This is a genomic window from Sphingomonas natans, from assembly GCF_030546695.1.
In the GTDB taxonomy this organism is placed as follows: Bacteria; Pseudomonadota; Alphaproteobacteria; order Sphingomonadales; family Sphingomonadaceae; genus Sphingomonas_I; species Sphingomonas_I natans.
Map to the genome: position 1 here is coordinate 1 of NZ_JAUOTP010000012.1, position 21,994 is coordinate 21,994.

Genomic DNA, 21,994 nt, shown 5'->3' on the forward strand with positions numbered 1-21,994 from the left:
TCACGTCCACTGCCTCGCCGATCGCGTACAGGCCGGGGACGTCGCGCGCCTCCATCGTCTGCGAGGAAAGGCGCGCGGTGGCGATCCCGCCGACGGTGACCTCGGCCTTGGCAAAGCCCTCGGTGCCGTTCGGGTGGAAGGGCCAGGCGGCGAGCGCCTGCTCGGCGGCCTGGAGCTTGCCGTCGGTTTGCGCGCCAAGCTCGCCTTTCAGGCCCAGCCGGTCCGCCAGCGTCTCCGCCAGCCGATCGGGCAAGACGGCGGCCAGTTGGCGATGAAGCCCTGCCTTCGGGCTCGCGCGCTTGGCGTCGCGGAGCCAGCCCGCCGGCCGATCGGGCAGGAAATCGATCCTCACCGGCTCGCCGTGCCGCCAGTAGGACGAGATTTGCAGGATGGCCGGCCCCGAAAGCCCGCGATGCGTGAACAGCGCCGCCTCGCGGAAGCCGGTCTTGCCGGCCTTGGCGACGACCTCCGCCGAGACGCCGGAAAGCTCGCGGAACAGGACCTCGTCACCGCCCAGCGTCAGCGGCACGAGCGCGGGGCGGGGCTCGACCACCTTCAGCCCGAACCGCCGCGCGAGATCGTAGGCGAAGCCGGTCGCGCCAAGCTTCGGGATGGAGGGTCCGCCGGTCGCGATGACGAGCGCGGGCGCCTCGACCGTCCTTGCGCCCAAGCGGAGACGATAACGCGCATCGGCATGCTCGATGTCCGTGACCGGTGCACCGAGCGCGATCTCGACGCCGCCCAATTCGCATTCGCCCAGCAGCATCTCGACGATCTGCTTCGCCGATTCGTCGCAGAAGAGCTGGCCGAGAGTCTTCTCGTGCCAGGCGATGCCGTGCCGCCCGACCAAGGCGACGAAATCGGCCGGCGTGTAGCGTGCGAGCGCCGAGCGCGCGAAATGCGGATTGGCCGAGAGGAAGCGCTCGGGGACGGTGCCGAGATTGGTGAAGTTGCAGCGGCCACCGCCCGAGATCAGGATCTTCTTGCCCGGCGCATCGGCATGATCGATCAGCAGGACGCGCTTGCCCAGCTGCCCCGCCGTCGCCGCGCACATCAGGCCCGCAGCGCCCGCTCCCAGCACGATCGCGTCATAAGCAGCAGCCATGCCGCCTCCTAGAGCGTGGACCGGCGCGCGTCATGCCCCGTCGGTGACGGCCGCGACGACCAACCGACCGTATCGCGCGCCGATTTGTCATATTTTTTGTTTCGTACCCATCACGAAACCGTCGCCGCGCGGGTATAGCTTTGGCTCAGGCAACTCGAATCGCAGACGAGGACCGAAGCATGGCGACCATCACGACGCAGGACGGCACGGAAATCTTCTACAAGGATTGGGGTCCCAAGGACGCCCAGCCGATCGTGTTCCACCACGGCTGGCCGCTGTCTGCGGACGACTGGGACAATCAGATGATGTTCTTCCTCGAGAAGGGCTATCGCGTCATCGCGCATGATCGCCGCGGCCACGGTCGGTCCAGCCAGACCGATACGGGCAACGAAATGGACACCTACGCCGCCGACATGATCGAACTGGCGGCGGCGCTCGATCTGAAGGGCGCGGTCCATATCGGCCACTCGACCGGTGGCGGCGAGGTCGCCCGCTATGTGGCCCGCGCCGAGCCAGGCCGCGTCGCCAAAGCAGTGCTGATCGGCGCCGTCCCGCCGCTCATGCTGAAGACCGAGGCCAATCCCGGCGGCCTCCCGCTCGAGGTGTTCGACGGTTTCCGCAAGATCACCGCCGAAACGCGCGCGCAGGCCTATCTCGATATCCCGACGGGGCCCTTCTACGGCTTCAACCGCGAAGGCGCGACGGTGAGCCAGGGCGTGATCTACAATTGGTGGCGCCAGGGAATGATGGGTGGGATCAAGGCCCATTATGATTGCATCAAAGCTTTTTCGGAAACCGACTTCACCGAGGATCTGAAGGCGATCGACGTGCCCGTGCTCGTGATGCACGGCACCGACGATCAGATCGTCCCTTATGCCGATGCGGCGCCGCTCTCGGTCAAGCTGGTCAAGAACGGCACGCTCAAGAGCTATGAGGGCCTGCCGCACGGCATGTGCACGACGCATCCCGAGATCATCAATCCCGATCTGCTGGCATTCATTCAGAGCTAAACTACCGGCGAGCCGGCGCGCATGGCCTGGTGGTGGCTCAGGCGGCTTCCAGCCAGGTCAGCGCGGCGGCCTCCGACACGAAGAAGGCGATGATGTCGTCTTCCGCCAAGGCGCGCCGCATCTGCATTTTGACGAGGCTGGACGACACGCGCACCGCGACCTTGTCGCCCTTTTCGTAGATGCGGGCAGTCGCCTCCTGGACGCAGGCCTGCCCCTCCGGGGTGTGCGGCTTCAGCCCCACCGCATCGATGAACACGCGGATCGGGCGATCGGCGGAGCGCCAGCGCTTCACGACGATCTCGTTGTCGGTGAAATGATCGGACAGGGTCTCGAGGTCGAAAAACCCATCCACCATCATGCGGATCACGCCGCGCGGCAGGTCTTCGCGCACGGTGTAGCCCGGCCTGTCCAGCATCGGATCGTCGGCAGGCGAGGCCGGATTGTCGTGCCGCAACGTCAGCACGCCGTGCTGGAGGGCCATCGCGTAGATGAGCTGGGTCTCTTCGGATGTGCGCTGGCGGACGCGCCGCATCAGATCGGCCGTCTCGGCCTTGAAGCCCGGCCAGTCGGCCTCCAGGCATTGCGCATTCCAGTCGAGCAGATAGTCGTTCCAGTCGGCGCACAGCTTCTCGAAACGGGCGTGAAACTGCGCGATCACCGCGTTCGGCGCGCCGGCGCTTTCCATATAATGTGCGTAAATCGATTCCTGTTCGTGCGCGAGATGTTCATCCAGCGCCGTCTTGAGATCGAACCGCGCGGCGGCGACGCCATACACATCGGCGACGTCACGCTCGCAGATCGCTTCCAGCCGCAGCGTCAGCTCCTCGAGATGATCATGTTCACCGATCAGCTTCTCGAATGTCATCGTATCATCCGTCGTACGGCTGTTTCGCTCAGATCCTTCGTCGTGGCGTGCGCTCAGGCGGCCAGGAGCATCGCATAGGTCGGCTCCCAGCCAAGCCATTGCCGGGCGACTTCGACATCGTCGAAATTGGTATGGGGAATATCCATGAGCAGACGCCGACACTGCATGCGCATCAGGAAACTCGGCACGATGAGCGCGTAGCGCGCGATCGGGAGGTCGCGCATCAACACCACCGACTCCTCGACCCGCCGGGAAATCTCCTGCGTGTGCAGGACGAGACCGGTCAGATTGGAGAAGATCGTGATCGGCGCGGTCGATTCACGCGTCCAGGCGTGGATGGCGGCGATATCGGAATACCATTGATCCGCCTGGTGCGGTGTCCATTGCCCCTGGCCGCGGATGATGACGCGGCGGAGCTTGCGATCGACCTTGACGTAATTCTGCATGAATGCCTCGCGGTTATCCGCGCTATCGGCACCATCGAAGTAAATCGGATATGAAAAGAACAGGGCACGCCGGCCCGGTTCGACCTATGTCGAAACGGGCGGCGTCCTTTTTCTCAGCTCCGGCCGCTGTCGGGTGGGCTAGGCCACCTGCGCATCGGCGAGCGCGCGCTCCACCGCCGGCTGGAGATCGTCGCGCAGCAGCGGCAGCAACTGATCGCCCTGCCTGCGTATTTCCGGCAGATAGGGTGTGTCCGAAAGCACGAAGTGCGTGATGCCGAGCGCCCGATATTTGCGCAGCGAACGCGCGACATCCGCGGCCGAGCCGACCAGCCAGGTCGTGCCCGCGCCGCCGCCGCCATATCTGCCGGGCGCCGTGTAGAGATTGTCGTCGAGCACGTCGCCGCGCGCGTGGAGATCCAGCAGCCGTTGCTGGCCGACGGCGGGGGCGCGGCGATGCTCGTCGACGACGCCTTGCTTCTGCGCCATCGCCGCGACCTTGGCCTCGGCATCGGCCCAGGCCTGCTCGGTCGTGTCGCGGATCATCGTCGTGATCCGCAGCCCGAATTCCAGCGGGGGCAGGTTGCGGTCGAGATCCCGGCTCAGGGCCTTCAGTCGCTTGATCCGCTCGCCGACGCCGTCGAGCGGCTCGCCCCAGAAGAGCTGGACGTCGGCATCGGTGGCGGCGACGCGCTCGGCGGCCGCAGACGCCCCGCCGAAATAGAGCCGCGGGTGCCGCCGCTCGCCGCGCGGGGTGATGCGCGGGCTCACGGTCGATTTGGCGACGCGGAAATGCTCGCTCTCGAAGCTGACGTCCTCCTCGGTCCAGAGGCGGCGGACGAGCCGCATGAAGTCCTTCGTCCGGTCGTAGCGATGCGCCTGTTCGCCCTCGCTGTCGCCATAAGCGGCGAGATTGTCCTGGCCCGAGACGATATTGATGCGGACGCGTCCGCCCGACAGCTCATCGAGCGTCGCCGCGGCGGAGGCGAAATTGGCCGGGCGCCAATAGCCCGGGCGGATCGCGATGAGCGGCTCGAACGTCGTCGTCCGCGCGGTCAGCGCCGCGGCGACGGTGAAGGTGTCGGGCCGGCCCCAGCCGGTGCCGATCAGCGCGCCGCGCCAGCCATGCTGCTCCAGCGCGGTCGCGTGGCTGGTCAGCGTATCGAGGCTCCAGGCATCCGACGAGACGTCGCCGCGGTGCCCGGCCTCGACCTGGTTGGGGATGTACCAGAGGAATTCGGAGCTCATGCGCGGGCCTCCAGAACGACGGGACGGGCGATGCGATTGGCGCGTATCGGCATGGGAACTCCGTGGAGAAGAGCTGACGGGGGAAAAGAGGGGCGCTATTCGAGGCCAAAGCCGAGGCCGTGGAGTATGTCGCGCAGCTCATGCCGGCCGCTGAGCGCGAGATGGGCGCCGCGGACGCGCTGGGACGCCTGCTCGCTCCAGTCGCGCTCCACCATCGCCTGCTCGCGCTGGAAGCTTCTCAGGCGGCGATCGTACGCGGCGACGTGGTGGGCATTGTCGTCGGCGCCGTAGGTTTCGCGGAACAGGACCGCCTCCTGCGGCAGGCGCGGCTTGACCGAGGCGGGGCGACCCGGATCCGGATAGCCGACCGTCAGCCCGAACAGGGCGAATACGTTGGGGGGCAGGTTCAGCTCGGCGGCGACTTCGGCCGGCTTGTTGCGGATCGCGCCGATATAGCAGCTGCCGAGCCCGATCGATTCCAGCGCGACGACGGCGCTCTGCGCGGCGAGCGAGGTGTCGACCGCGCCGAGCAGGAAGCTCTCCAGATAGCGCAGCCCGTCCGCGGGGGTCGCGAGCGCCTCGCCGATCCGGTCCAGCCTATTCAGATCGACCAGCCACAACAGGAAGAGCGGCGCCTGGTGGATCTGCTTCTGGTCACCCGCGAGCGATGCGAGCCGCGCCTTACGCGCCGGATCCTCGACCGCGACCACGCTCCACGGCTGGAGATTGGAGGAGCTGGCGGCGGACTGTGCGGCCGCGACGAGCAGTTCCACCGTGCCGACCGGAAGTGCTTGGGGGAGGTAGGCCCGGACCGAGCGGTGCGCGATCAGCGTATCGAGCGTCTCGTTCCACGCGACGGGCACGTCGAGCGTGTTTCGGTAGCGATCGAAGAGGCGCGCATTCAGCCGTTCGTCCGTGTCCGGCGTCGATGCGAAAGCCAGGTCCGCTGCACTGCTCATATCGCTCTCCCCAGCGCGGCCGGCTCCGGCGGCGTCGTGTCTTCGTGATAATCGGCGGGGGCCTCCTCAACGCCGAGCAGGCGGTGAAGGAGCGCGCGCAATTCGGCGATGCGCTCGCGACGCGCGATCCCGCTTGCGGGCAGGTCGACGGGCAGGTCGGCGGCGAGCCGGCCATCGTCGAGCATGACGATCCGGTCGGCGAGCAGGATCGCCTCGTCGATGTCGTGCGTGACGAGCAGGACCGCGGGATCGTGCACGTCGGACAGGCGCCGGAGCAGAGCGTGCATCTGGATGCGCGTCAGCGCATCGAGCGCGCCGAACGGCTCGTCGGCGAGCAGCAGCTTGGGCTCGCGGACCAGCGCGCGGGCGAGCGCGACGCGCTGCTGCTCGCCGCCCGAAAGCTCGTGCGGCCAGGCGCGCTCGCGCCCCGCAAGCCCGACTTCGGCGAGCGCCGAACGGCCCCGTACGCGCGCCTCCCGGCCGGGGACGCCGAGCAGGACATTGTCGAGCACGCGCATCCACGGCAGCAGCCGCGCATCCTGGAAGATGACCGAGAGGCGCTCGGGCAGGCGGATCTCGCCGCTGCCCTCGGCCTCGTGATCGATCTCGGCGAGCGCGCGCAGCAGCGTGCTCTTGCCCGATCCGCTGCGGCCGAGCAGCGCGACGAACTCGCCGGGCGCGATATCGAGATCGATCCCGTTGAGGACGCCCTTGAGCGTGAAGGTGCGGACGAGGCCGCGGACCTGGACGGCGGATATGGTCATCGGCCGAGCGTCTTTCGCCAGGAGAGGAGGCCGCGCTCGAGCTGCTTGACGATCGCGTCCGAGCCGAAGCCGAGCAAAGCATAGAGGACCAGCCCGACGAGCATCACGTCGGTCTGCGCATAGTTGCGCGCGAGCGTGACCATGTAGCCGATGCCGCTGGTGGCGTTGAGCTGCTCGACGACGACGAGCGCCAGCCACGAGGCGGTGACGCCGAAGCGCAGGCCGGTGAGGAAGCCCGGCAGCGAGCCCGGCACGACGACGGAGCGCAGGAACTGCCAGCGCGTCAGCCGCACCGTTTCGGCCAGCTCGACATGGCGCAGGTCGATCGCGCGCAGCGCATTGTGCGTGTTGATATAGACGGGGAAGAAGACGGCGGTGGCGATCAGCGTGATCTTCATCGTCTCGCCGATGCCGAGCCACAGGATCATGAAGGGGATCAAAGCGAGGATCGGGATGCCGCGCTTGATCTGGACCAGCCCGTCGATCACGTAGCCGCCGAGCAGCGACAGTCCGGAGAGCAAGGCAAGCGTCACCCCGACGATCACGCCGAAGCCGAGCCCGGTCATCGCCCGCCATGTCGAGATGGCGAGGTTTTCCTGAAGGCGACCCTCGCGGATCAGCTCGATCGCGGTGGTGATTGCGGTCCACGGCGCGGGCAGGATGCGGGGATCGAGCCAGCCGGTGACCGACAGCACCGTCCAATAGAGAAGCAGCAAGGCGGGGCCGAGGAGGATGCCGTAGCGGGCCGGCTTGCCGGGGCTCAGCCGCTGCTTGGGCACCGACCGCGGTTTTTGTACCGTGATCGGCTCCACCCGGAGGTCGGAATAAGCGTTCATGACCGTTTCCCCGGAGCGGAGGCGGCGCCGTCGGCGGCGATCGTCTCGAAGCGGTGATCGAACAAAGCCTTCGCATCGAAGCGCGGATGCTTGGTCTCGGGCGCGAGCGTGTCGATCGCGGTCTGCTCGTAGGCGATCGCCCCGGCCCAGCTGCGCGGCGCCGCGACTTGGCCGACATAGGCCGCCATCACGCGCGCGTCGGCGATCGGCAGGCCCTGATGCGTGCCATAATAGCCGCGCGCCAGTTCCTCGGGGTGCGCGTTGATCCAGGCCAGGGCCCGGCCCCAATAGTGGACATAGATGCGCAGGGCCGCGGCCTTGGCCGGATTCACCAGCACGGTCTCGGGCACGTAGAGGCCGCCGCCGTCGTCGCGGAAGGCCGGATGGCGGATCAGGTGCGCGCCGTCCGAGGCATATTTGCGGATGTAGCGCTCGGAGACGAGATCCGCGCGAAGCGGGGCGGCATCGACGACGTTCGAGGCGAGCGCGTTGCTGTAGACATCGCCGCCGATGCTCGAGGGCAGCTCGACCAAGGTGACCTCGTCGCGCCGGATGCCCGCGGCGCGCAGCGTCTGCAGCACGACCTGTGCCTGCACCTGGCTGGGGCTGAAGGCGATGCGCTTGCCGCGCAGATCGGCGATGCTCGCGATGTTCGCCTTGGGGGCGATGCCGAGGACATAGGCCTGGCGCTGCGAGCGATCGACATATTGGCGATAGGCGATGATCCGCACCGGGATGCCCGTCCACACGGCGTGGATCGGCGGGACGCTGGCGCCGAAGCCGACGTCCAGCACGCCGGCGTGGAAGGCTTCGGTCACGTCCGGCCCGCCGGTGATCTGCGCCCATTCGATGCGGAACGGGAGCTGCTTCTCCCAGCCATTATGCTCGAACACCCACTGGGTGACGGGATCGCCGATCCGCAGGACGACGCCGGGCGGCACCTTGTCCGGGATTGGCGTGGTCAGCGTGAAGCCCGTGCTGGTGGCGGCCGCGCGCCGCGCCGGTGCGAAGGCGAAGAGCAAGGCGATCGAGACGATCACGAAGATCGCAAGCGATGCGGACCCCCGCGGCCAGGAGGAACGGGCGATAGCCATGTCAGGCGAGCGCGGGCTCGGCGGGGACCTGCTTCAGTTGCTCCGCCGGATAGCGATCGCCGACCGTAGAGCCGCGCGGGAAGGCGGCTTCCAGTTCGTCGATCGTGCCGTCGTCGAGCCGGATCGCGCCCGCGGCCCAATTGTCTTCGAGATGGCGGACATGGCGCGTGCCGGGGATCGGGACGACCTGCTTGGACAGCGCCCAGGCGAGGCTGACCTGCGCGGGCGTGACGTGCAGCCGCTCGGCGACGTCCTCGATCGTTCGCCGGCGGACCGCATTGGCGGCCACCGCCTCGGGCGTGAAGCGCGGGTGGATGCTGCGCCGGTCGCCCTCGCCGCTCGACGTGGCGCCTGCGAGGAAGCCGCGACCGAGTGGGCTATAGGCGACGAAGCCGATGCCGAGTTCGCGCACCGTGGGCAAAATCTCGACCTCGACGTCGCGGGTCCATAGCGAATATTCGCTCTGCAGCGCGGTCAGCGGCGCCACGGCATGCGCGGCGCGGAGCTGCGCGGCGCTCGCCTCGGACACGCCGATGCCGCCGATCTTGCCCTCTTCCTCCAGCCGCGCGAGCTGGCCGACCGACTCCTCGATCGGCACGTCGGCATCGACGCGGTGGAGATAATAGAGATCGATCTGGTCGAGGCTGAGCCGGCGCAGGCTCGCCTCCACCGCCTCGCGCGCCGAGACGTGGCGGCCGTCACTTCCCTGGCGATGCGTGAACTTGCTGGCGATGACGAGGCGATCGCGCCGGCCGGCGATCGCCTTGCCGAGTAGATCCTCATTGTGGCCGGCGCCATAGCCGGTTGCCGTATCGAAGAAGGTGACGCCGAGATCGATCGCGCGGTGGATCGTGCGGATCGATTCCGCATCGTCCGCCTGCCCGTAGACCGAGGACAGGCCCATCGCGCCGAAGCCCTGCGCGCTTACCTCGAACGATCCGATCTTCGCCATGCCCGTCTCTCCCGCCACCCGGCCCGGCAGCTTTTGGCACCGGATCGCTTTTGGCCGCGATGCAGAAAAACTAACCGGCCGCGCAGATTCTCTAGTTACCCGATAGGAGTTGTATTTTCTACTCGGCTCAGCCCTGAGATCGGTTTCATAAGGGGCAAAAATCATGACTCATCGGCGGATTCGGGCGTTCTTGGCCGCGGCCTTGGCGAGCACGTCGGGGGGCGCCGCACTCGCGGCAGAGCCCGATGCGGCGCCTGCGGCAGTGGATGCATCGTCCGATTCGCCGGAGGTCCTGGTCACCGCGCGCCGGCGCGCCGAGAATATCCAGGACGTTCCGATCTCGGTGCAGGCGATCAGCGGCGAGACGCTGCAGCGCAAGGGCACGATCGATCTGCAGAGCTTGGTCGAACAGACGCCGGGCCTCAACTCGACGGGCGGCAATCCGCGCAATTTCTCGGTAACGATCCGCGGCATCGGCTATGCGCCGACCGCGGCCGACGGCCTCGACAACGCGATCGGCGTCTATTTCGACGGCGTCTATCAGGCCCGGCCGGGGCAGGTGCTGCAGGATCTGGTCGACGTCCAGAGCTTCGAGGTGCTGCGCGGACCGCAGGGGACCTTGTTCGGGCGCAACGCTGCGGCGGGCGCGCTCAACATCACCTTCAACAAGCCGAGCTTCACGCCGAGCTACACGTTCGAGGCGTCCTACGGCCGCTATAATTTCGCGCAGGGCAAGGCGATCCTGACCGGGCCGATCACCGACAGCATCGCCTATCGCACGGTCGCATACGGGACCCGCTCCGATCCCTGGGTCGATACGCCGTTCCGCCCCGCTTTCCGCAACGCGGCGCTCCAGAAGGGCATCTTCGCCCCGACCGCGACCGACGATTCCAAGACCGCCGGCGTCGGGCGCTGGGGCGTCCGCCAGCAATTTCTGATCGATGCCGGCGATCTGAAGCTCAATATCGCGGGCGATCTGAACGTCGAGAGCGACAGCTCGGCCGGCTACAGCTCGGGTGGCGGGATCAGCGAGATATTCGGGCCTGGCAACTGGGGCATCAACACGACCGCGGCGCAGCAGGCGCGCGTGACCGCGGCGCGCAACGCGCTCGCCCAGCTGACCAATTTCGGCGGGGTCCAGAACTGGATCCAGACGGTCGATCCCCGCTCCAGCATCATCAACAATTACAATCACATGAAGACGAAGAATGCGGGCGTCTCGGTGACCACCGACTATGATTTCGGCGGCATCACCCTGACCTCGATCAGCGCATGGCGGCTGTGGACGTTCAATCCGCCGCAGGACAGCGATACCTCGCCGCTCGACATCTACCAGAATGTCGCGATCAGCCACAACGACCAGTTCAGCCAGGAATTCCGCCTGGCATCGGACAAGCATGGTCCGATCGAATGGCAGCTCGGCGCGTTCCTCTATTATTCGAAGCTGAAGGATCATTACGTCGTCCACCAGTTCGGCGCCGACGTGATCCCCTGGTACAATGCCTACAACACGCTGGCGGGCACCGCTTTCGCGCCGATCCCGCTTTCCTTCCGCTCCGCTTTGACGGGCGTGCAGATCATCGAGGACACGACAGTCGAAAACCGGAACGCGGCGGCCTATGGCCAGGCGACCTGGCATATCGACAGCGCCTTGGATCTCACCGGCGGCCTGCGCTACACCTATGATCGCAAGAATGGCAGCAGCCCGGTCGATACCAGCCAGCTGCCGACCGCGTTGCCGGCGGGGATCACGAACGCGCAATTGCTCGCTTTCTACAATGCGATCGATGCCGTGCAGCGCAATGCGGGCGTGGCCTATACCGTGCCCGGCTATCCGGCCGGGGTCGCGGCCACCGGCTATGCGCTCGGCCGCAGGACATCGAGCGACAATGTCTCGGGCACCGCCAGCCTCTCCTACAGGATCACGCCCGACGTCACGACCTACGTCACCTATGCGACGGGCTATCAGGCGGGCGGGCTGGATCTCAACAATCGCGCGCTCGATCCCTCGGCACCCAATGTGAAGCCGACGAAGACCAAGAATATCGAGGCCGGCATCAAGGGCGCGGTGTTCGATCGCCGCCTGACCTTCGCGCTCGCGGCCTATCGGGAGAAGCTCGAGGGTTTCCAGACCTCCATCTCGTTCACCTTGCCCAACGGCACGATCCAGCGCGGCGCCACCAATGTCGGCGATATCCGCGCGCGCGGCTTCGAATGGAGCCTGGCTGGCAATCTCGGCTCGGGCATCCGGCTGACGTTCGACGGCAATTACAATGACGGCATCTACACGCGCGCGCCCTCGCTGCCGGCACCGGCGGAGCTGAGCTACAACGGCATCGCGAGCATCGACGCGAAGGGCCAGCGCGCGCCTTATTCGCCGAAATGGGCGCTGTCGGTCACGCCGTCCTGGGATGTCCCGATCGCGCCGGGCGCCGAATTCTACAGCTACGCCCAATATTCCTACACGACCCGCTACGGGACGGGCGTGACCCAGTCGATCTACACGCAGGTGCCCAACCAGTTCACGCTCAACCTGCGCGCGGGCGTGCGGCTGAAGGACGGCCAATACGATATTTCGCTCTATGCGAACAACGCGACCAACGAGAAGAACATCGTGTCGCAGGCCCTGCTGGCGGCCCCGTCGGGTGCCGGCGTCACGGCCTATCTCGGCCGGACGGTGACCTACAATCAGCCGGCACGATATGGCGTGACGCTGCGCGCGAAATATTGATGCGGCGGTCGAGGTCGGTCGCGTCGCCGACCTCGACGCCGGTTGGTGTGGCGGGGCGGGGAAGATAGGGAGAGTCCGACAGCCGCCGGCGAGAGGAAGAGCATGAACGCAACCGAGGATCCGCACGAAGCGGCGGATCTCCCGATCGGCAAGCTTCAGCGCCGCCTGATGCCGTTCCTGCTGCTCATGTACGTGCTGGCCTTCCTCGACCGGACGAATGTCGGCTTCGCGCGCGATGCCTTCCAGCACGATACCGCGATCGGCGACGCGGCCTATGCGTTCGGCGCGTCGATCTTCTTCCTCGGCTATGCTGCGTTCGAGATACCGTCGAACATCATTCTCCACCGCGTCGGCGCGCGGCTGTGGATGGCCCGGATCATGATCACCTGGGGGCTGGTGACGGCGGCGATGATGTTCATCCGCAGCGAGGGGCTGTTCTATGCGCTGCGCCTGCTGCTCGGCATCTGCGAGGCGGGCTTCTTTCCGGGCGTGATCTACTTCATCACGCGCTGGTACCCGCCCGCAGCGCGAAGCCGCGCCATCGGCCTGTTCTATTTCGGCGCGCCGATCACCTTCATCCTCGGCGGCCCGCTCTCCGGGCTGCTTCTCGACATGGAGGCAGTGGCCGGGCTGCACGGCTGGCAATGGCTGTTCGTCGCGACCGGCCTGGCCGCGACGGCGGTCGGCATCGCGGCCTTCTTCTATCTCGACGATCGGCCCGAGGATGCCGCGTGGCTGTCGGCGGGCGAGAAGGCCGCTTTGGCGCGCGCCTTGGCGTCCGCACCGGGCGACGGACATGATGCGCGGCCGCGCGCGGTTCTGGCGCAGCTGTCCAGCCCGCGCTTTCTCCATCTCGGCCTCATCTATCTGCTCATCCAGATGAGCGTGTACGGGGTCGTGTTCTTCCTGCCGTCGCAGGTCGGCGCGCTGATCGGCCGGAGCGTGGGGTTCCAGGTCGGCGTCGTCTCGGCGATACCGTGGGGCTGCGCTCTGTTCGCGACCTTCTATCTCCCGCGCCTGGCCGATCGGACCGGACGCCGCCGGGAGATCGCCGCGGGCGCGCTGGCGGTTGCCGGGGTCGGTATCGCGGTCTCGGTCGCGGCCGGATCGGCGTGGCTGGGCCTGCTGGGCCTGTGCTTCGCCGCGAGCGGGTTCATCGCCGCACAGCCCATCTTCTGGGGACATGCCTCGGCGGGGTTGAGCGGGGTGACGGCAGCGGCCGGCATCGCGCTCATCAACAGCCTCGGCGCGATCGGCTCGTTCCTCGCGCCCAACGCGCGGGTAATGGCGGAAACGCTGACGGGGGAGAAAGCGGCGGGTCTCTTGCTGCTCGCGGCCTTGACCCTGCTCGGCGCCATCCTGATGCTCGCGGCGCGGGTCGGCACAGAGCGATCGCGCCCGAAGATGTGATTGCTCAAACCTCCCGTTCGATGCGCTGCGACGCGCGATCTAGCCTTCGGCGTGATCCATGACCTGGCGGAGCTTCTGCGAGAGGCTGGCGAAGGTGAAGGGTTTCGACAGCAGATCGACACCCGCCTGGATCCGGCCGTCCGGGCTGATCGTATCGCGCGGATAGCCCGACATGAAAAGCACCTTCAGTTCGGGCCGAAGCGATCGGGCGGCATCGGCGAGTTCGGTCCCCGACATGCTCGGCATGACGACGTCGGTCAGCAACAGGCTGATCGGCTGATCGTCCCGCCCCAGAACCTGAAGCGCCGTGATCCCATCGACGGCCTCCATGACGTGATAGCCCAGTTCCCGCAGGACGCCGACCGTATAGGCGCGGACATCCTCGTCATCCTCGACCACCAGCACGGTTTCGCTCGGGCGGCCGCGCTCGGCGGCGACCGCGTCCGGCTCGTCCGGACTTTCGGCGGCGCCCTGCTGGCGCGGCAGGAAGAGCGAAACCGTCGTGCCGGCGCCGAGCGCGGAGCGGATATGGACATGGCCGCCCGATTGCTTGGCGAAACCATAGACCATCGACAGGCCCAGGCCCGTCCCCTTGCCCACCTCCTTGGTGGTGAAGAAGGGATCGAACACCTGCGCGACCGTCTCCGGCGCCATGCCCATGCCATCGTCGCTGACCGAGACCACGACATAGGCGCCGTCCGGCACGCCGGCGAACGCGTCGGCCCCGATCACCTCGTTCTTTGCCTCGATCGTCAGCGGTCCGCCGTCCGGCATCGCATCGCGGGCATTGACCGCAAGATTGAGGATCACGTTTTCGAGCTGGTTCGGATCCGCCTCGACCGCCCACAGATCGGGCGCGGCGACGACGCGGATCGCGATCGTCTCCGCGATCGATCGCGTGAGCAGATCCGACATGCCGGTCAGCAGGCGCGCGATATCGATCGTCTTGGGCGCGAGTGGTTGGCGGCGCGAGAAAGCGAGCAGCCGCTGGGTCAGCGCCGCGGCGCGCTCGGCCCCCTTCAGCGCATTGCCGAGCGAGCGCTGCTCGCGCGGATCCCGGTCCGTGCCGGAGCGGCGGAGCACCGTATCGATATTGCCGATGATGATCGTCAGCAGATTGTTGAAATCATGCGCGATGCCGCCGGTGAGGTTGCCGACCGCCTCCATCTTCTGGGCCTGGCGGAGCGCGTCCTCGATGAGCTGCCGCTCGGCGAGCGCGGTTTCGATCCGCGTCTCCAGCGTCTCGTTGAGATCGCGCAGAGCGGCCTCCTGCGCCTTCGCGGCGGTCACGTCGTAGATGACGCCGATCAGGCGATAGCCGCCATCGCCGTCGTGCAGGATCTCGCCCCGCCGCGTGATCCAGCGCCGCTCGCCATCATCGTTGCGGATGACGCAGAACGTGCCGTCCAATGTCTCCATCTGCGCGCCATGCGGCGCCTCGGGGATCAGCATGCCGGCATCGGCGGAGGTCAGCACCGCGTTGATCGTACGGACGGGAAGGATGTTGGCCGGGTGGAGCCCCAGCAGCCGGCAGAATTCCGACGAGACCGCGACGGTCGCGAAACCGTCCGAATATTCGAACGTGCCGACGCCACCCGCGCTTTGCGCGACGCGCAGCCGCTCCTCGGTGCGCTTGCGTTCGGTGACGTCGATCAACAGCCCGGTGAAGGATTCCGGCTGGTCGTCCTGATCGAAATGCGTCTCGCCGCGGCCATGGACCCACAGGACCGTGCCGTCCGCGGTGACGACGCGGAACTCCTTCGAGAAATGCTCCGCGCCCGCGACCATCCCGGCGACCGCGATGCGGATGCGCGCGCGATCGTCCGGATGGACCGCCTTGAAAAACGTCGCGGTCGGAAGCGGCGTGTCCGCTTGAGTCTCGTCCAGACCGTAGAGCTCCGCGAAGGGCGCATCGATCCGAAGGCGGTTTTGGGAGATATTCCAGTCCCAGGTGCCGCTCGCGCCGGCCGCCGCGAGAAGCTTGCGGACATGATCGCTGCCCGCGGACGGGCCGGTTTCAGGCATCGTCGCTCATCACGCGCTGGATGAATTCGTCGAGCAATTCCTTCAGCGTCGCGAGCGAGGGCAGATCCATGATCATCGCGATATAGCCGCGTATGTCATGCTTTCGGACCGAGAAGTTGATGTACAGGAACAGGACGAGCCCCTCGGACGCGTTCGTCTCGTCCACCTCGAACAATGTCGCGCCGGATCCGCGGATGACCTCGGGGATCGTCATCTGCAGCGATCGCTTGAGCATGTTTGCCATCGTCGCGAGGCAGGAATTGAGAATGACGTTGCCCGTTTCGGCCAGCGCCTCATGTTCCATCTCGACGAGTTCGGCGGTGCTGAGCTCACCGCCGGTAACGGCGCGCACCAGCTCCAGGCTGTTCGTCTCAGGAAAGATCAGCAGCGCGCAGCCCGAAAACGGGCCCTGGAAATTCTGGCGGACCGCGATCAGATCGCTTACTTCGCGCTCGCTGATCAGGCGCGCGGCGCGGCGCTGGCTGACGACGTCGATCGAGGGCACGGAGAGTAGGACTTCGCCGCCGATCATCTTGCGCAAATTTGATGCGGCGCGGCTGACGCCGATATTCACGATCTCCGTCAGTGCATCCCGCTCGAGCTCGGCGAGTGAGATGGGTTCGGTGATCATCCCTTTGCCGCTCGCAACCGCAAAGCGGCGCCGGACAGGAAGCCGCGCAGGCCGTCCGCCGTGACGGGCTTCGGCACGAAGGTCGCGCCGACCGCACGGGCGCGCGCGATGATCTCATCCTGGATGTTGGCGGTTATGATGGCGATCGGCAGATCGGGATGCAGCGCGCGCAGTTCCTCGGCGAGCTGGAGGCCATCCCTTTCCGGCATGTTGAAATCGATGAGCGCGATATCGATCGCCTGTTCGCCGACGATCTCCAGCGCGAGCTGCGCGCTCGCGGCTTCCAGCTTCTGCCAAGCGGGCTGCAACTCGGCGAGCGCCTTGCCCGCGACGATCCGCGCGAGCTTGCTGTCATCCACGATCAGGACGGTAACGGACATTCGGCACTCCGAAACTATACGGGACGACAGGGTCGCCATCTGCAAAACATAGACAGACCAATCGGCTATGCGCTTCCTCGGTCGCGATCAAGCAGCGGAAGCAGGTAAGTCGCAAAGAATGGATCCGTGGGTACGCCCACGATGCGCGGTCGAAGCGCAAGTAGAAGCCGGACCAGCGCAGTGTGCAGACGAACGGCTTGATGCAGATCAACGGTCCTCGATGAATCCTCGTGGAGCGCAGCCAGCAAAGGCTCGGCATCCTCGACCGCCGCATGGCCGACGATACTGATGACGGTCCCGCTGACCTCGATGCTCATGCCACCAGCTCCGGCAGGTTGAGGACCAGCAGGATGCCGCCGTCGCCGAGCAGCGCCGTGCCCGCAATACTGGGAACGCCGGCGAGCAAGCCGGTCGGCGCGCGCACCATCGCGTCGATCCGGTGACTGAAATGATCGACGCGCAGCGCAACCGGTTCGCCGCTCGCGCGCGTGACGAGGAGGCGCGCCGGGTCCAGTCCGCTCTCCTCGCCGCCCAGCAGCTCTGCGAGGCTCAGCACCGGGACGGTCCGGTCGCGTAGCACGCAGGCGATACCCGTCCCGAGCGGGACGAGGCGCTCCGCCTCGACGCGCGCGGTCTCCGCGATCTGGTCGAACGGCACGGCGTAGCGGTCGCGGCCGACATCGATCACGAGGAGCCGCGTCGTCAGCGCGTTGGCGGGCAGGCGCAGTCGGAAGCTGGTGCCGAGCCCGACCTGGCTTTCGATGTCGATCCGGCCGCGCAGGCGATCGACCGCCGATTGCACCGCATCCATGCCGACGCCGCGGCCCGAAACGTCGCTGATCTGCGCCGCGGTCGAGAAACCGGGTGCGAAGATCAGCCGGAGCGCGGCGCCGTCGGCCAGTTGCGCGGCGGCTTCGGCATCGATGAGTCCGCGCGTCACCGCGAGCGCCTTGATGCGGGTCGGGTCGATCCCCGCGCCGTCGTCGGCGAGCGTGACCAGGACATCGTCGCCCTCTCGCGATATCCGGAGCGACAGCGCGCCCTCGCTGGACTTTCCGCTCGCGGCGCGCGTCTCCGGCGCTTCGATGCCATGATCCAGCGCGTTGCGAACGAGATGGAGCAGAGGCTCGAACAGCCCGTCCGCAATCTGCTTGTCGACCTCGATCTGATCGCCGCTCAGCGTGAAGGCGACCTGCTTGCCGAGATTGACGGCGATCTCGCGGACCAGCCGCGGCAGTCGTGCGAGCGCGGGCCCGAGTGGCACGAGACGCACCGCGGACACGGCGCGGTGCACGACCCCGACCGCGCGATCGAGATCGCCCTGCGCTGCGCGAATGACGAGCGCCAGAGCGGGATCGATGCGTTCGGCGCGATGGGCGATGTCCGAAAAGGCGTTGGCGGCGACCGCGAGCTCGCCGACGCCATCCGCGAGCGCATCGAGCCGCGCCGCATCGACGCGCAGGAACGTCGCCCCGGACGAAGGGGCGGAGTGTTCGCGGACCGGCGCGCCGCGTGCTTCCAGCGCGTGGAACGCGACCTGATCGGGCACGAGCCGGAAGATCGGCTGCAGGGCGGCGAGGGGCGCGGCGGCTACGCCCTCGATCACCATCCCGCACGAGAAGGGATCGATCGTCGCGAGATCGGGCCAGGCGCCGTGCGCGGGCAGGACGGCGAGCGCAATCAGCCCGGGGACGGTCGCGATCAGCGCCAGCGGATCGTCCCCACGGAAGAAGGCGTCGCTGTCGGGCGCATAGCGAAAGGCGACGAGCGCACCTGTGGCGTTCGCGAGCGCCGCTGCCTCCCGATCGGCAAGCGTGATCGCCCAGTCCGGACTGCACGGGTCTGGGTCCAGCGCCTCCGCTCGGGGCGATGTCTCCGCTTGCTGATCGAGCAGGCGTGCGGCGATCGCGTCCGCCCCCGATCCGAGCGAACCGGACGCCTCCATCGCATCGATCCAGCGATCGACCTGATCGAGGCTTGCGACAAGGCGCGGTACATCGCCCGGCGATATCCCCGCGGGCGCCTTGCGCGCGCTTTCCAGCAAAGTCTCCGCCGCGTGCAGGACGCGCTCGGCCGGCGCCATGTCGAAGATCCCGACCGATCCTTTGAGCGTGTGGATCGCGCGGAACGCGCTATCGATCGCACCGGCATTGCCGGGATCGCCGAGCAGGATGATCAGATCGGCCTGTCCCTGCAGGACGAGCTCGCGCCCTTCGATCAGGAATTGCTCGAGCAGTTCGTCCATCACGGGCGACGATAGACGATCGCATCGTCGAGGCGAACCATCGTGAAGCGATCGGTGATCCGCGCCATGGATTCGCTGTGCCCGAGCAGCAGGAAACCGCCGGGGTGAAGGCAGTCGAACAGATTGTCGGCGGCGATGCGGCGTGACTCATCGTCGAAATAGATGAGCATGTTGCGGCACAGGATGATGTCGAACTTGCCGAGCGACGGCAGCGTCGATCGATCGAACAGATTGGCGGGCACGAAGCGGACCGATTCCCGCAGATCGTCGATGATCTTGCGGCGATGGTTCCGCTCCGCCTCGAAATAGGACGCGATCACGGTCGCAGGGAGCCGCGCCAGCGCACGCGGCGCGTAACGGCCGGCCTTGGCCTGTTCGATCGCGGCCGTATCGACGTCCGAGCCGACGATCTCGACATTGTAGGCGTCCACGAGCGGCCAGTTTTCGAGCAGCCAGATCGCGATCGAATAGGCCTCGTCGCCCGTCGAGCAGGGCATCGACCAGATGCGGACCAGATCGCCGGGGCGCTTGTTCGCGATGACCTGCGGCAGGATCTGCGCCGACAGAGCCGCGAACTGATGCTCTTCGCGGTAGAAATAGGTTTCGTTGACGGTGAACGCGTTGACGAGCTGCTCGCGCTCGACCGCGCTGCCCGCGAGCAGCGCCAGATAGGCGCGGACGTCGGGCATGTTCGTCTTGGCGATGCGATGGGCGAGGCGCCGTTCGATATAATAACGCTTGCTCTCGCCGAAGATCATGCCCGTCCAGCGATAGATATAGGCCGTAATCCGGCGCAGCTCTTCCTCGGACGGGACCGAAGCGGCGGGCTCCTGGCCGCCGGGCTCCTCGCTCACCGGCCGATCAGGCCGGTCAGGCGCGCGGCGATCGCATCCAGCGGCACGACATGATCCGCGCCGCCCAGCGCGACCAGCGCACCCGGCATGCCCCACACGATCGCGCTCTCCTCGGCCTCGGCGATGGTCTGTCCTCCCTTTTCGGCGAGTTTCGCCATGGCCTGCGCGCCGTCCGCGCCCATGCCCGTCATCAACACTCCGATCAGCCGTTCGGGTGCGAGATATTGCATCGCGCTAGCAACAAGCCGGTCGACGCTGGGATGCCAGTGCAGTTCGGGGGCGCTCGGGGCCGCCAATGCGACGAGCGCCCCGGCCCGCCGCGAGATCAGGACGTCGGCGTCGCCACGCCCGATATAGGCGGTGCCGGCGACGAGCGGCGTCTGCCGCGCCACCTCGACGATCGAGAGCGCGCAGATCTTGTCGAGCCGCCGGGCGAGCGCGCCGGTGAAGCTCGCGGGCATATGCTGGGCGATGACGATCGGCCATGGAAAGTCGGCCGGAAGCTGGCCGAGCAGCTTGTCCAGCGCGGCGGGGCCGCCGGTCGAGGTGCCGACCAGGACCAGACCTTCGCTGCCGCCGGCCGCCACCGGCTTGGCCGCGCCGCGGGATGCGGGTGTACGCGTTCGGCCAAGCGCAGGCGCGCTGGTCCGCAGCCGCACGCGATCCGCCAGGCGTGTTGCGCGGGACATGCGCGCGCGTGATGCGGCCCGCACCTTCTCCACCAAGGCGGGCGCGATCGTCTCGATCTCGATCGAGACCGGGCCGCGCGGCTTGGCGACGAAATCGATTGCGCCGAGCGCGATCGCCTCCAGCGTCTCGTCGGCGCCCTCTGCGGTCAGCGACGAGATCATCACGACCGGGCAGGGCCGCTCCACCATGATCCGGTCCAGGCAGGCGAGCCCGTCCATTCCGGGCATGTGGATGTCGAGCGTGATGACATCGGGCTTGAAGGTGGCGAGCTGCGCCAGCGCTTCGGCCCCGCTGCGCGCGACGGCGACCTCGAAATCGGCTTCGGCTGCGAAGATCTCGCTGAGCAGCCGCCGCATCAGCGGCGAATCGTCGACGATCAGCAGTCGCGTCACGATGCGGCGGCCGGCAACTTTCCGCCGAGTTTGCCCAGCATCTCGCGCTCGGCCCGATCGAGCAGTTCCTGCGGGCTGACGATCAGCACGATCCGCCCTTCGTCCCCGAGATTGACGACGCGATCGAAGACGCGCGTCTGCTCGCCGCCCAGATCGGGCGCGGCGCGGATCGCGCCGACGGGCACCCGCATGACATCGGAGACCGCTTCCACGACGAAGCCCGCCTGAAGCTCGCAGAGCCGGACGACGATCACCCGGCGGCGCGCGCTTGGCGGCACCGTGCTGCCGAATCGCCGCGCCTGATCGATTACGGGGATCACCTGGCCGCGCAGGTTCATCACGCCCTGTACGAAGGCGGGCGCACGGGGCAGCCGCGTCAGCTTTGCGGGCGGGCGGGCCACCTCGACGACCGCCTCGATTGGCAGGCCGAATTCCTCCTTGCCGATCCGGAACAGCAGGAATTGCGCCAATGCTTCTTCTGCCGTGCGCTCCGCCATCAGTTCGTCAGCTCCCTGCAGCAGGCGCGCGGTGAGATCCTCGCGGATGAGATGCTCCACGGCGAGCACGGAGACCAGCCGCTGCCCGCCGTCCAGCCGGCAGATCGCCTGGATTCGCGCTTCGGCCGAACCGCGCGCGAGGACGGCCGGGACGGTATCGATCTGCGCTTCGGGAACGCGCAGGATCGCATCCATCCGGTCCACCACCAGCCCGACCCTGTGCGTGCCGATCTTGACGACCAGGACGCGCGCGCGCTCCGCATCCCCGTCCCCGGGAAGCGCCAGCAGGCTCTGGAGCGACAGCAACGGCAGGAGCGCGTCGCGCACCACGATCGAACCCACCACCATGTCATCGGCATGGGGCAGGAGGGTGATGTCGGCGGGAAGCCTCAGCACCTCCTGCACCGCGGCGATCGGCAGCGCATAATCCTGTCCGGCGACGGTGAAGGCGACGAGGGTGATGCCGGCATCCGCGTCGCTCGCCGGTGCTTGGCTCGACCGGGCGACCGCACGCGCCTTGCGGTCGGCCCGCTGGAAATCCCGGGCGATGAGCTGTTCGATATCGATGCGCCGCGCATCGTCATCCTGTCCCAGCGCCGCCACGTCATCCACGGCGAGCGCCAGCGGATCGGCGGTGTCGAGCAGGATCACGCGCCGCTCGCCCTGCGTCTCGCGGCCGGTCAGGCGCGCGAAGGAGACGACCGGCAGAACCGATCCGCGGAAGTTGCCGAGCCCGAGCAGGCTGGCGGGCGCATGCGGCACGCGCGTGATGCGCGGCAGCCTGGAGACCTCGCGCACGATCGCCGCCGGAACGCTCAACCGGTCTCCGCCGACGCGGAAGCTGAGCATCGGCTCATCCGGGC

Annotated in this window: 20 protein-coding genes; 3 read left to right on the forward strand and 17 right to left on the reverse strand. The window is 67.4% G+C overall.

Annotation, left to right across the window (positions count from 1 at the left end; genetic code table 11):
* The coding region (locus Q4F19_RS20170; protein ID WP_303546475.1) for a BaiN/RdsA family NAD(P)/FAD-dependent oxidoreductase at positions 1–1,105 on the reverse strand (1,105 nt) is incomplete at its 3' end.
* A 179-nt stretch (positions 1,106–1,284) separates the two neighbouring features.
* On the opposite strand from Q4F19_RS20170, the gene Q4F19_RS20175 reads away from it, so the two are divergent.
* On the forward strand, positions 1,285–2,115 hold the full coding sequence (locus tag Q4F19_RS20175) for an alpha/beta fold hydrolase (protein WP_303546477.1): 831 nt from the start codon (positions 1,285–1,287) through the stop codon (positions 2,113–2,115).
* A 37-nt stretch (positions 2,116–2,152) separates the two neighbouring features.
* Here the strand turns inward: Q4F19_RS20175 and Q4F19_RS20180 are convergent, their stop codons facing one another.
* The 8 genes from Q4F19_RS20180 to Q4F19_RS20215 all read right to left on the reverse strand — a co-directional run bounded on the left by Q4F19_RS20180 (position 2,153) and on the right by Q4F19_RS20215 (position 9,276).
* Entirely contained in the window at positions 2,153–2,980 is an 828-nt protein-coding gene (locus Q4F19_RS20180) for a hemerythrin domain-containing protein (RefSeq protein WP_303546480.1), read from the reverse strand.
* Between the two features lie 53 nt (positions 2,981–3,033).
* On the reverse strand, positions 3,034–3,426 hold the full coding sequence (locus tag Q4F19_RS20185) for a hypothetical protein (RefSeq protein ID WP_303546481.1): 393 nt from the start codon (positions 3,424–3,426) through the stop codon (positions 3,034–3,036).
* Positions 3,427–3,564: 138 nt separating this feature from the next.
* Entirely contained in the window at positions 3,565–4,671 is a 1,107-nt protein-coding gene (locus tag Q4F19_RS20190; protein WP_303546483.1) for an LLM class flavin-dependent oxidoreductase, read from the reverse strand.
* A gap of 95 nt (positions 4,672–4,766) precedes the next feature.
* A complete protein-coding gene (locus Q4F19_RS20195) occupies positions 4,767–5,630 on the reverse strand; it encodes an NADPH-dependent oxidoreductase (protein WP_303546484.1) in 864 nt (287 codons plus the stop codon).
* Positions 5,627–6,394 carry an ABC transporter ATP-binding protein gene (locus Q4F19_RS20200; protein ID WP_303546485.1) on the reverse strand — a complete coding sequence of 256 codons (768 nt, stop codon included), beginning with the start codon at positions 6,392–6,394 and terminating at the stop codon, positions 5,627–5,629. Before Q4F19_RS20200 ends, Q4F19_RS20195 begins: the two co-directional genes overlap by 4 nt.
* Positions 6,391–7,230 (reverse strand): ABC transporter permease, encoded by an 840-nt coding sequence (locus Q4F19_RS20205; protein WP_303546487.1) that lies wholly within the window; start codon positions 7,228–7,230, stop codon positions 6,391–6,393. The genes Q4F19_RS20200 and Q4F19_RS20205 overlap by 4 nt, the downstream gene beginning before the upstream one ends.
* On the reverse strand, positions 7,227–8,324 hold the full coding sequence (locus tag Q4F19_RS20210) for an ABC transporter substrate-binding protein (protein ID WP_303546489.1): 1,098 nt from the start codon (positions 8,322–8,324) through the stop codon (positions 7,227–7,229). Before Q4F19_RS20210 ends, Q4F19_RS20205 begins: the two co-directional genes overlap by 4 nt.
* 1 nt (position 8,325) lies before the next feature.
* Positions 8,326–9,276, reverse strand: coding sequence for an aldo/keto reductase (locus Q4F19_RS20215; protein ID WP_303546491.1), 951 nt, complete (start codon positions 9,274–9,276; stop codon positions 8,326–8,328).
* Positions 9,277–9,466: 190 nt separating this feature from the next.
* On the opposite strand from Q4F19_RS20215, the gene Q4F19_RS20220 reads away from it, so the two are divergent.
* Complete coding sequence (locus Q4F19_RS20220; protein ID WP_303546493.1) at positions 9,467–12,007, forward strand: TonB-dependent receptor; 2,541 nt, start codon at positions 9,467–9,469, stop codon at positions 12,005–12,007.
* 102 nt (positions 12,008–12,109) lie between these two features.
* Positions 12,110–13,417 (forward strand): MFS transporter, encoded by a 1,308-nt coding sequence (locus Q4F19_RS20225; protein ID WP_303546495.1) that lies wholly within the window; start codon positions 12,110–12,112, stop codon positions 13,415–13,417.
* A 39-nt stretch (positions 13,418–13,456) separates the two neighbouring features.
* On the opposite strand, the gene Q4F19_RS20230 is transcribed toward Q4F19_RS20225, so the two are convergent.
* From Q4F19_RS20230 to Q4F19_RS20265, 8 genes are all read right to left on the reverse strand, one after another.
* On the reverse strand, positions 13,457–15,442 hold the full coding sequence (locus Q4F19_RS20230) for a hybrid sensor histidine kinase/response regulator (protein ID WP_303546497.1): 1,986 nt from the start codon (positions 15,440–15,442) through the stop codon (positions 13,457–13,459).
* The gene (locus Q4F19_RS20235; RefSeq protein ID WP_303546499.1) at positions 15,435–16,073 is read right to left on the reverse strand and encodes a chemotaxis protein CheX; all 639 of its coding nucleotides are present in this window, start codon (positions 16,071–16,073) and stop codon (positions 15,435–15,437) included. The genes Q4F19_RS20230 and Q4F19_RS20235 overlap by 8 nt, the downstream gene beginning before the upstream one ends.
* Positions 16,070–16,453 carry a response regulator transcription factor gene (locus Q4F19_RS20240; protein WP_303546500.1) on the reverse strand — a complete coding sequence of 128 codons (384 nt, stop codon included), beginning with the start codon at positions 16,451–16,453 and terminating at the stop codon, positions 16,070–16,072. The genes Q4F19_RS20235 and Q4F19_RS20240 overlap by 4 nt, the downstream gene beginning before the upstream one ends.
* Positions 16,454–16,518: 65 nt before the next feature.
* Positions 16,519–16,770, reverse strand: a complete 252-nt coding sequence (locus tag Q4F19_RS20245) for a hypothetical protein (protein WP_303546502.1) — start codon at positions 16,768–16,770, stop codon at positions 16,519–16,521.
* Positions 16,767–18,698, reverse strand: a complete 1,932-nt coding sequence (locus Q4F19_RS20250; RefSeq protein ID WP_303546504.1) for a chemotaxis protein CheA — start codon at positions 18,696–18,698, stop codon at positions 16,767–16,769. The genes Q4F19_RS20245 and Q4F19_RS20250 overlap by 4 nt, the downstream gene beginning before the upstream one ends.
* Positions 18,698–19,552, reverse strand: a complete 855-nt coding sequence (locus Q4F19_RS20255) for a CheR family methyltransferase (protein WP_303546505.1) — start codon at positions 19,550–19,552, stop codon at positions 18,698–18,700. Before Q4F19_RS20255 ends, Q4F19_RS20250 begins: the two co-directional genes overlap by 1 nt.
* A complete protein-coding gene (gene cheB / locus Q4F19_RS20260) occupies positions 19,549–20,634 on the reverse strand; it encodes a chemotaxis-specific protein-glutamate methyltransferase CheB (protein WP_303546506.1) in 1,086 nt (361 codons plus the stop codon). Before cheB ends, Q4F19_RS20255 begins: the two co-directional genes overlap by 4 nt.
* On the reverse strand, positions 20,631–21,980 hold the full coding sequence (locus Q4F19_RS20265; RefSeq protein ID WP_303546508.1) for a chemotaxis protein CheW: 1,350 nt from the start codon (positions 21,978–21,980) through the stop codon (positions 20,631–20,633). The genes cheB and Q4F19_RS20265 overlap by 4 nt, the downstream gene beginning before the upstream one ends.
* Positions 21,981–21,994: the final 14 nt, after the last annotated feature.

Bases quoted from the DNA above. Each gene is read 5' to 3' on its own strand.
- Q4F19_RS20175 (WP_303546477.1), top strand. From the start codon at position 1,285: ATGGCGACCATCACGACGCAGGACGGCACGGAAATCTTCTACAAGGAT.
- Q4F19_RS20180 (WP_303546480.1), bottom strand. From the start codon at position 2,980: ATGACATTCGAGAAGCTGATCGGTGAACATGATCATCTCGAGGAGCTG.
- Q4F19_RS20185 (WP_303546481.1), bottom strand. From the start codon at position 3,426: ATGCAGAATTACGTCAAGGTCGATCGCAAGCTCCGCCGCGTCATCATC.
- Q4F19_RS20190 (WP_303546483.1), bottom strand. From the start codon at position 4,671: ATGAGCTCCGAATTCCTCTGGTACATCCCCAACCAGGTCGAGGCCGGG.
- Q4F19_RS20195 (WP_303546484.1), bottom strand. From the start codon at position 5,630: ATGAGCAGTGCAGCGGACCTGGCTTTCGCATCGACGCCGGACACGGAC.
- Q4F19_RS20200 (WP_303546485.1), bottom strand. From the start codon at position 6,394: ATGACCATATCCGCCGTCCAGGTCCGCGGCCTCGTCCGCACCTTCACG.
- Q4F19_RS20205 (WP_303546487.1), bottom strand. From the start codon at position 7,230: ATGAACGCTTATTCCGACCTCCGGGTGGAGCCGATCACGGTACAAAAA.
- Q4F19_RS20210 (WP_303546489.1), bottom strand. From the start codon at position 8,324: ATGGCTATCGCCCGTTCCTCCTGGCCGCGGGGGTCCGCATCGCTTGCG.
- Q4F19_RS20215 (WP_303546491.1), bottom strand. From the start codon at position 9,276: ATGGCGAAGATCGGATCGTTCGAGGTAAGCGCGCAGGGCTTCGGCGCG.
- Q4F19_RS20225 (WP_303546495.1), top strand. From the start codon at position 12,110: ATGAACGCAACCGAGGATCCGCACGAAGCGGCGGATCTCCCGATCGGC.
- Q4F19_RS20230 (WP_303546497.1), bottom strand. From the start codon at position 15,442: ATGCCTGAAACCGGCCCGTCCGCGGGCAGCGATCATGTCCGCAAGCTT.
- Q4F19_RS20235 (WP_303546499.1), bottom strand. From the start codon at position 16,073: ATGATCACCGAACCCATCTCACTCGCCGAGCTCGAGCGGGATGCACTG.
- Q4F19_RS20240 (WP_303546500.1), bottom strand. From the start codon at position 16,453: ATGTCCGTTACCGTCCTGATCGTGGATGACAGCAAGCTCGCGCGGATC.
- Q4F19_RS20245 (WP_303546502.1), bottom strand. From the start codon at position 16,770: ATGAGCATCGAGGTCAGCGGGACCGTCATCAGTATCGTCGGCCATGCG.
- Q4F19_RS20250 (WP_303546504.1), bottom strand. From the start codon at position 18,698: ATGGACGAACTGCTCGAGCAATTCCTGATCGAAGGGCGCGAGCTCGTC.
- Q4F19_RS20265 (WP_303546508.1), bottom strand. From the start codon at position 21,980: ATGCTCAGCTTCCGCGTCGGCGGAGACCGGTTGAGCGTTCCGGCGGCG.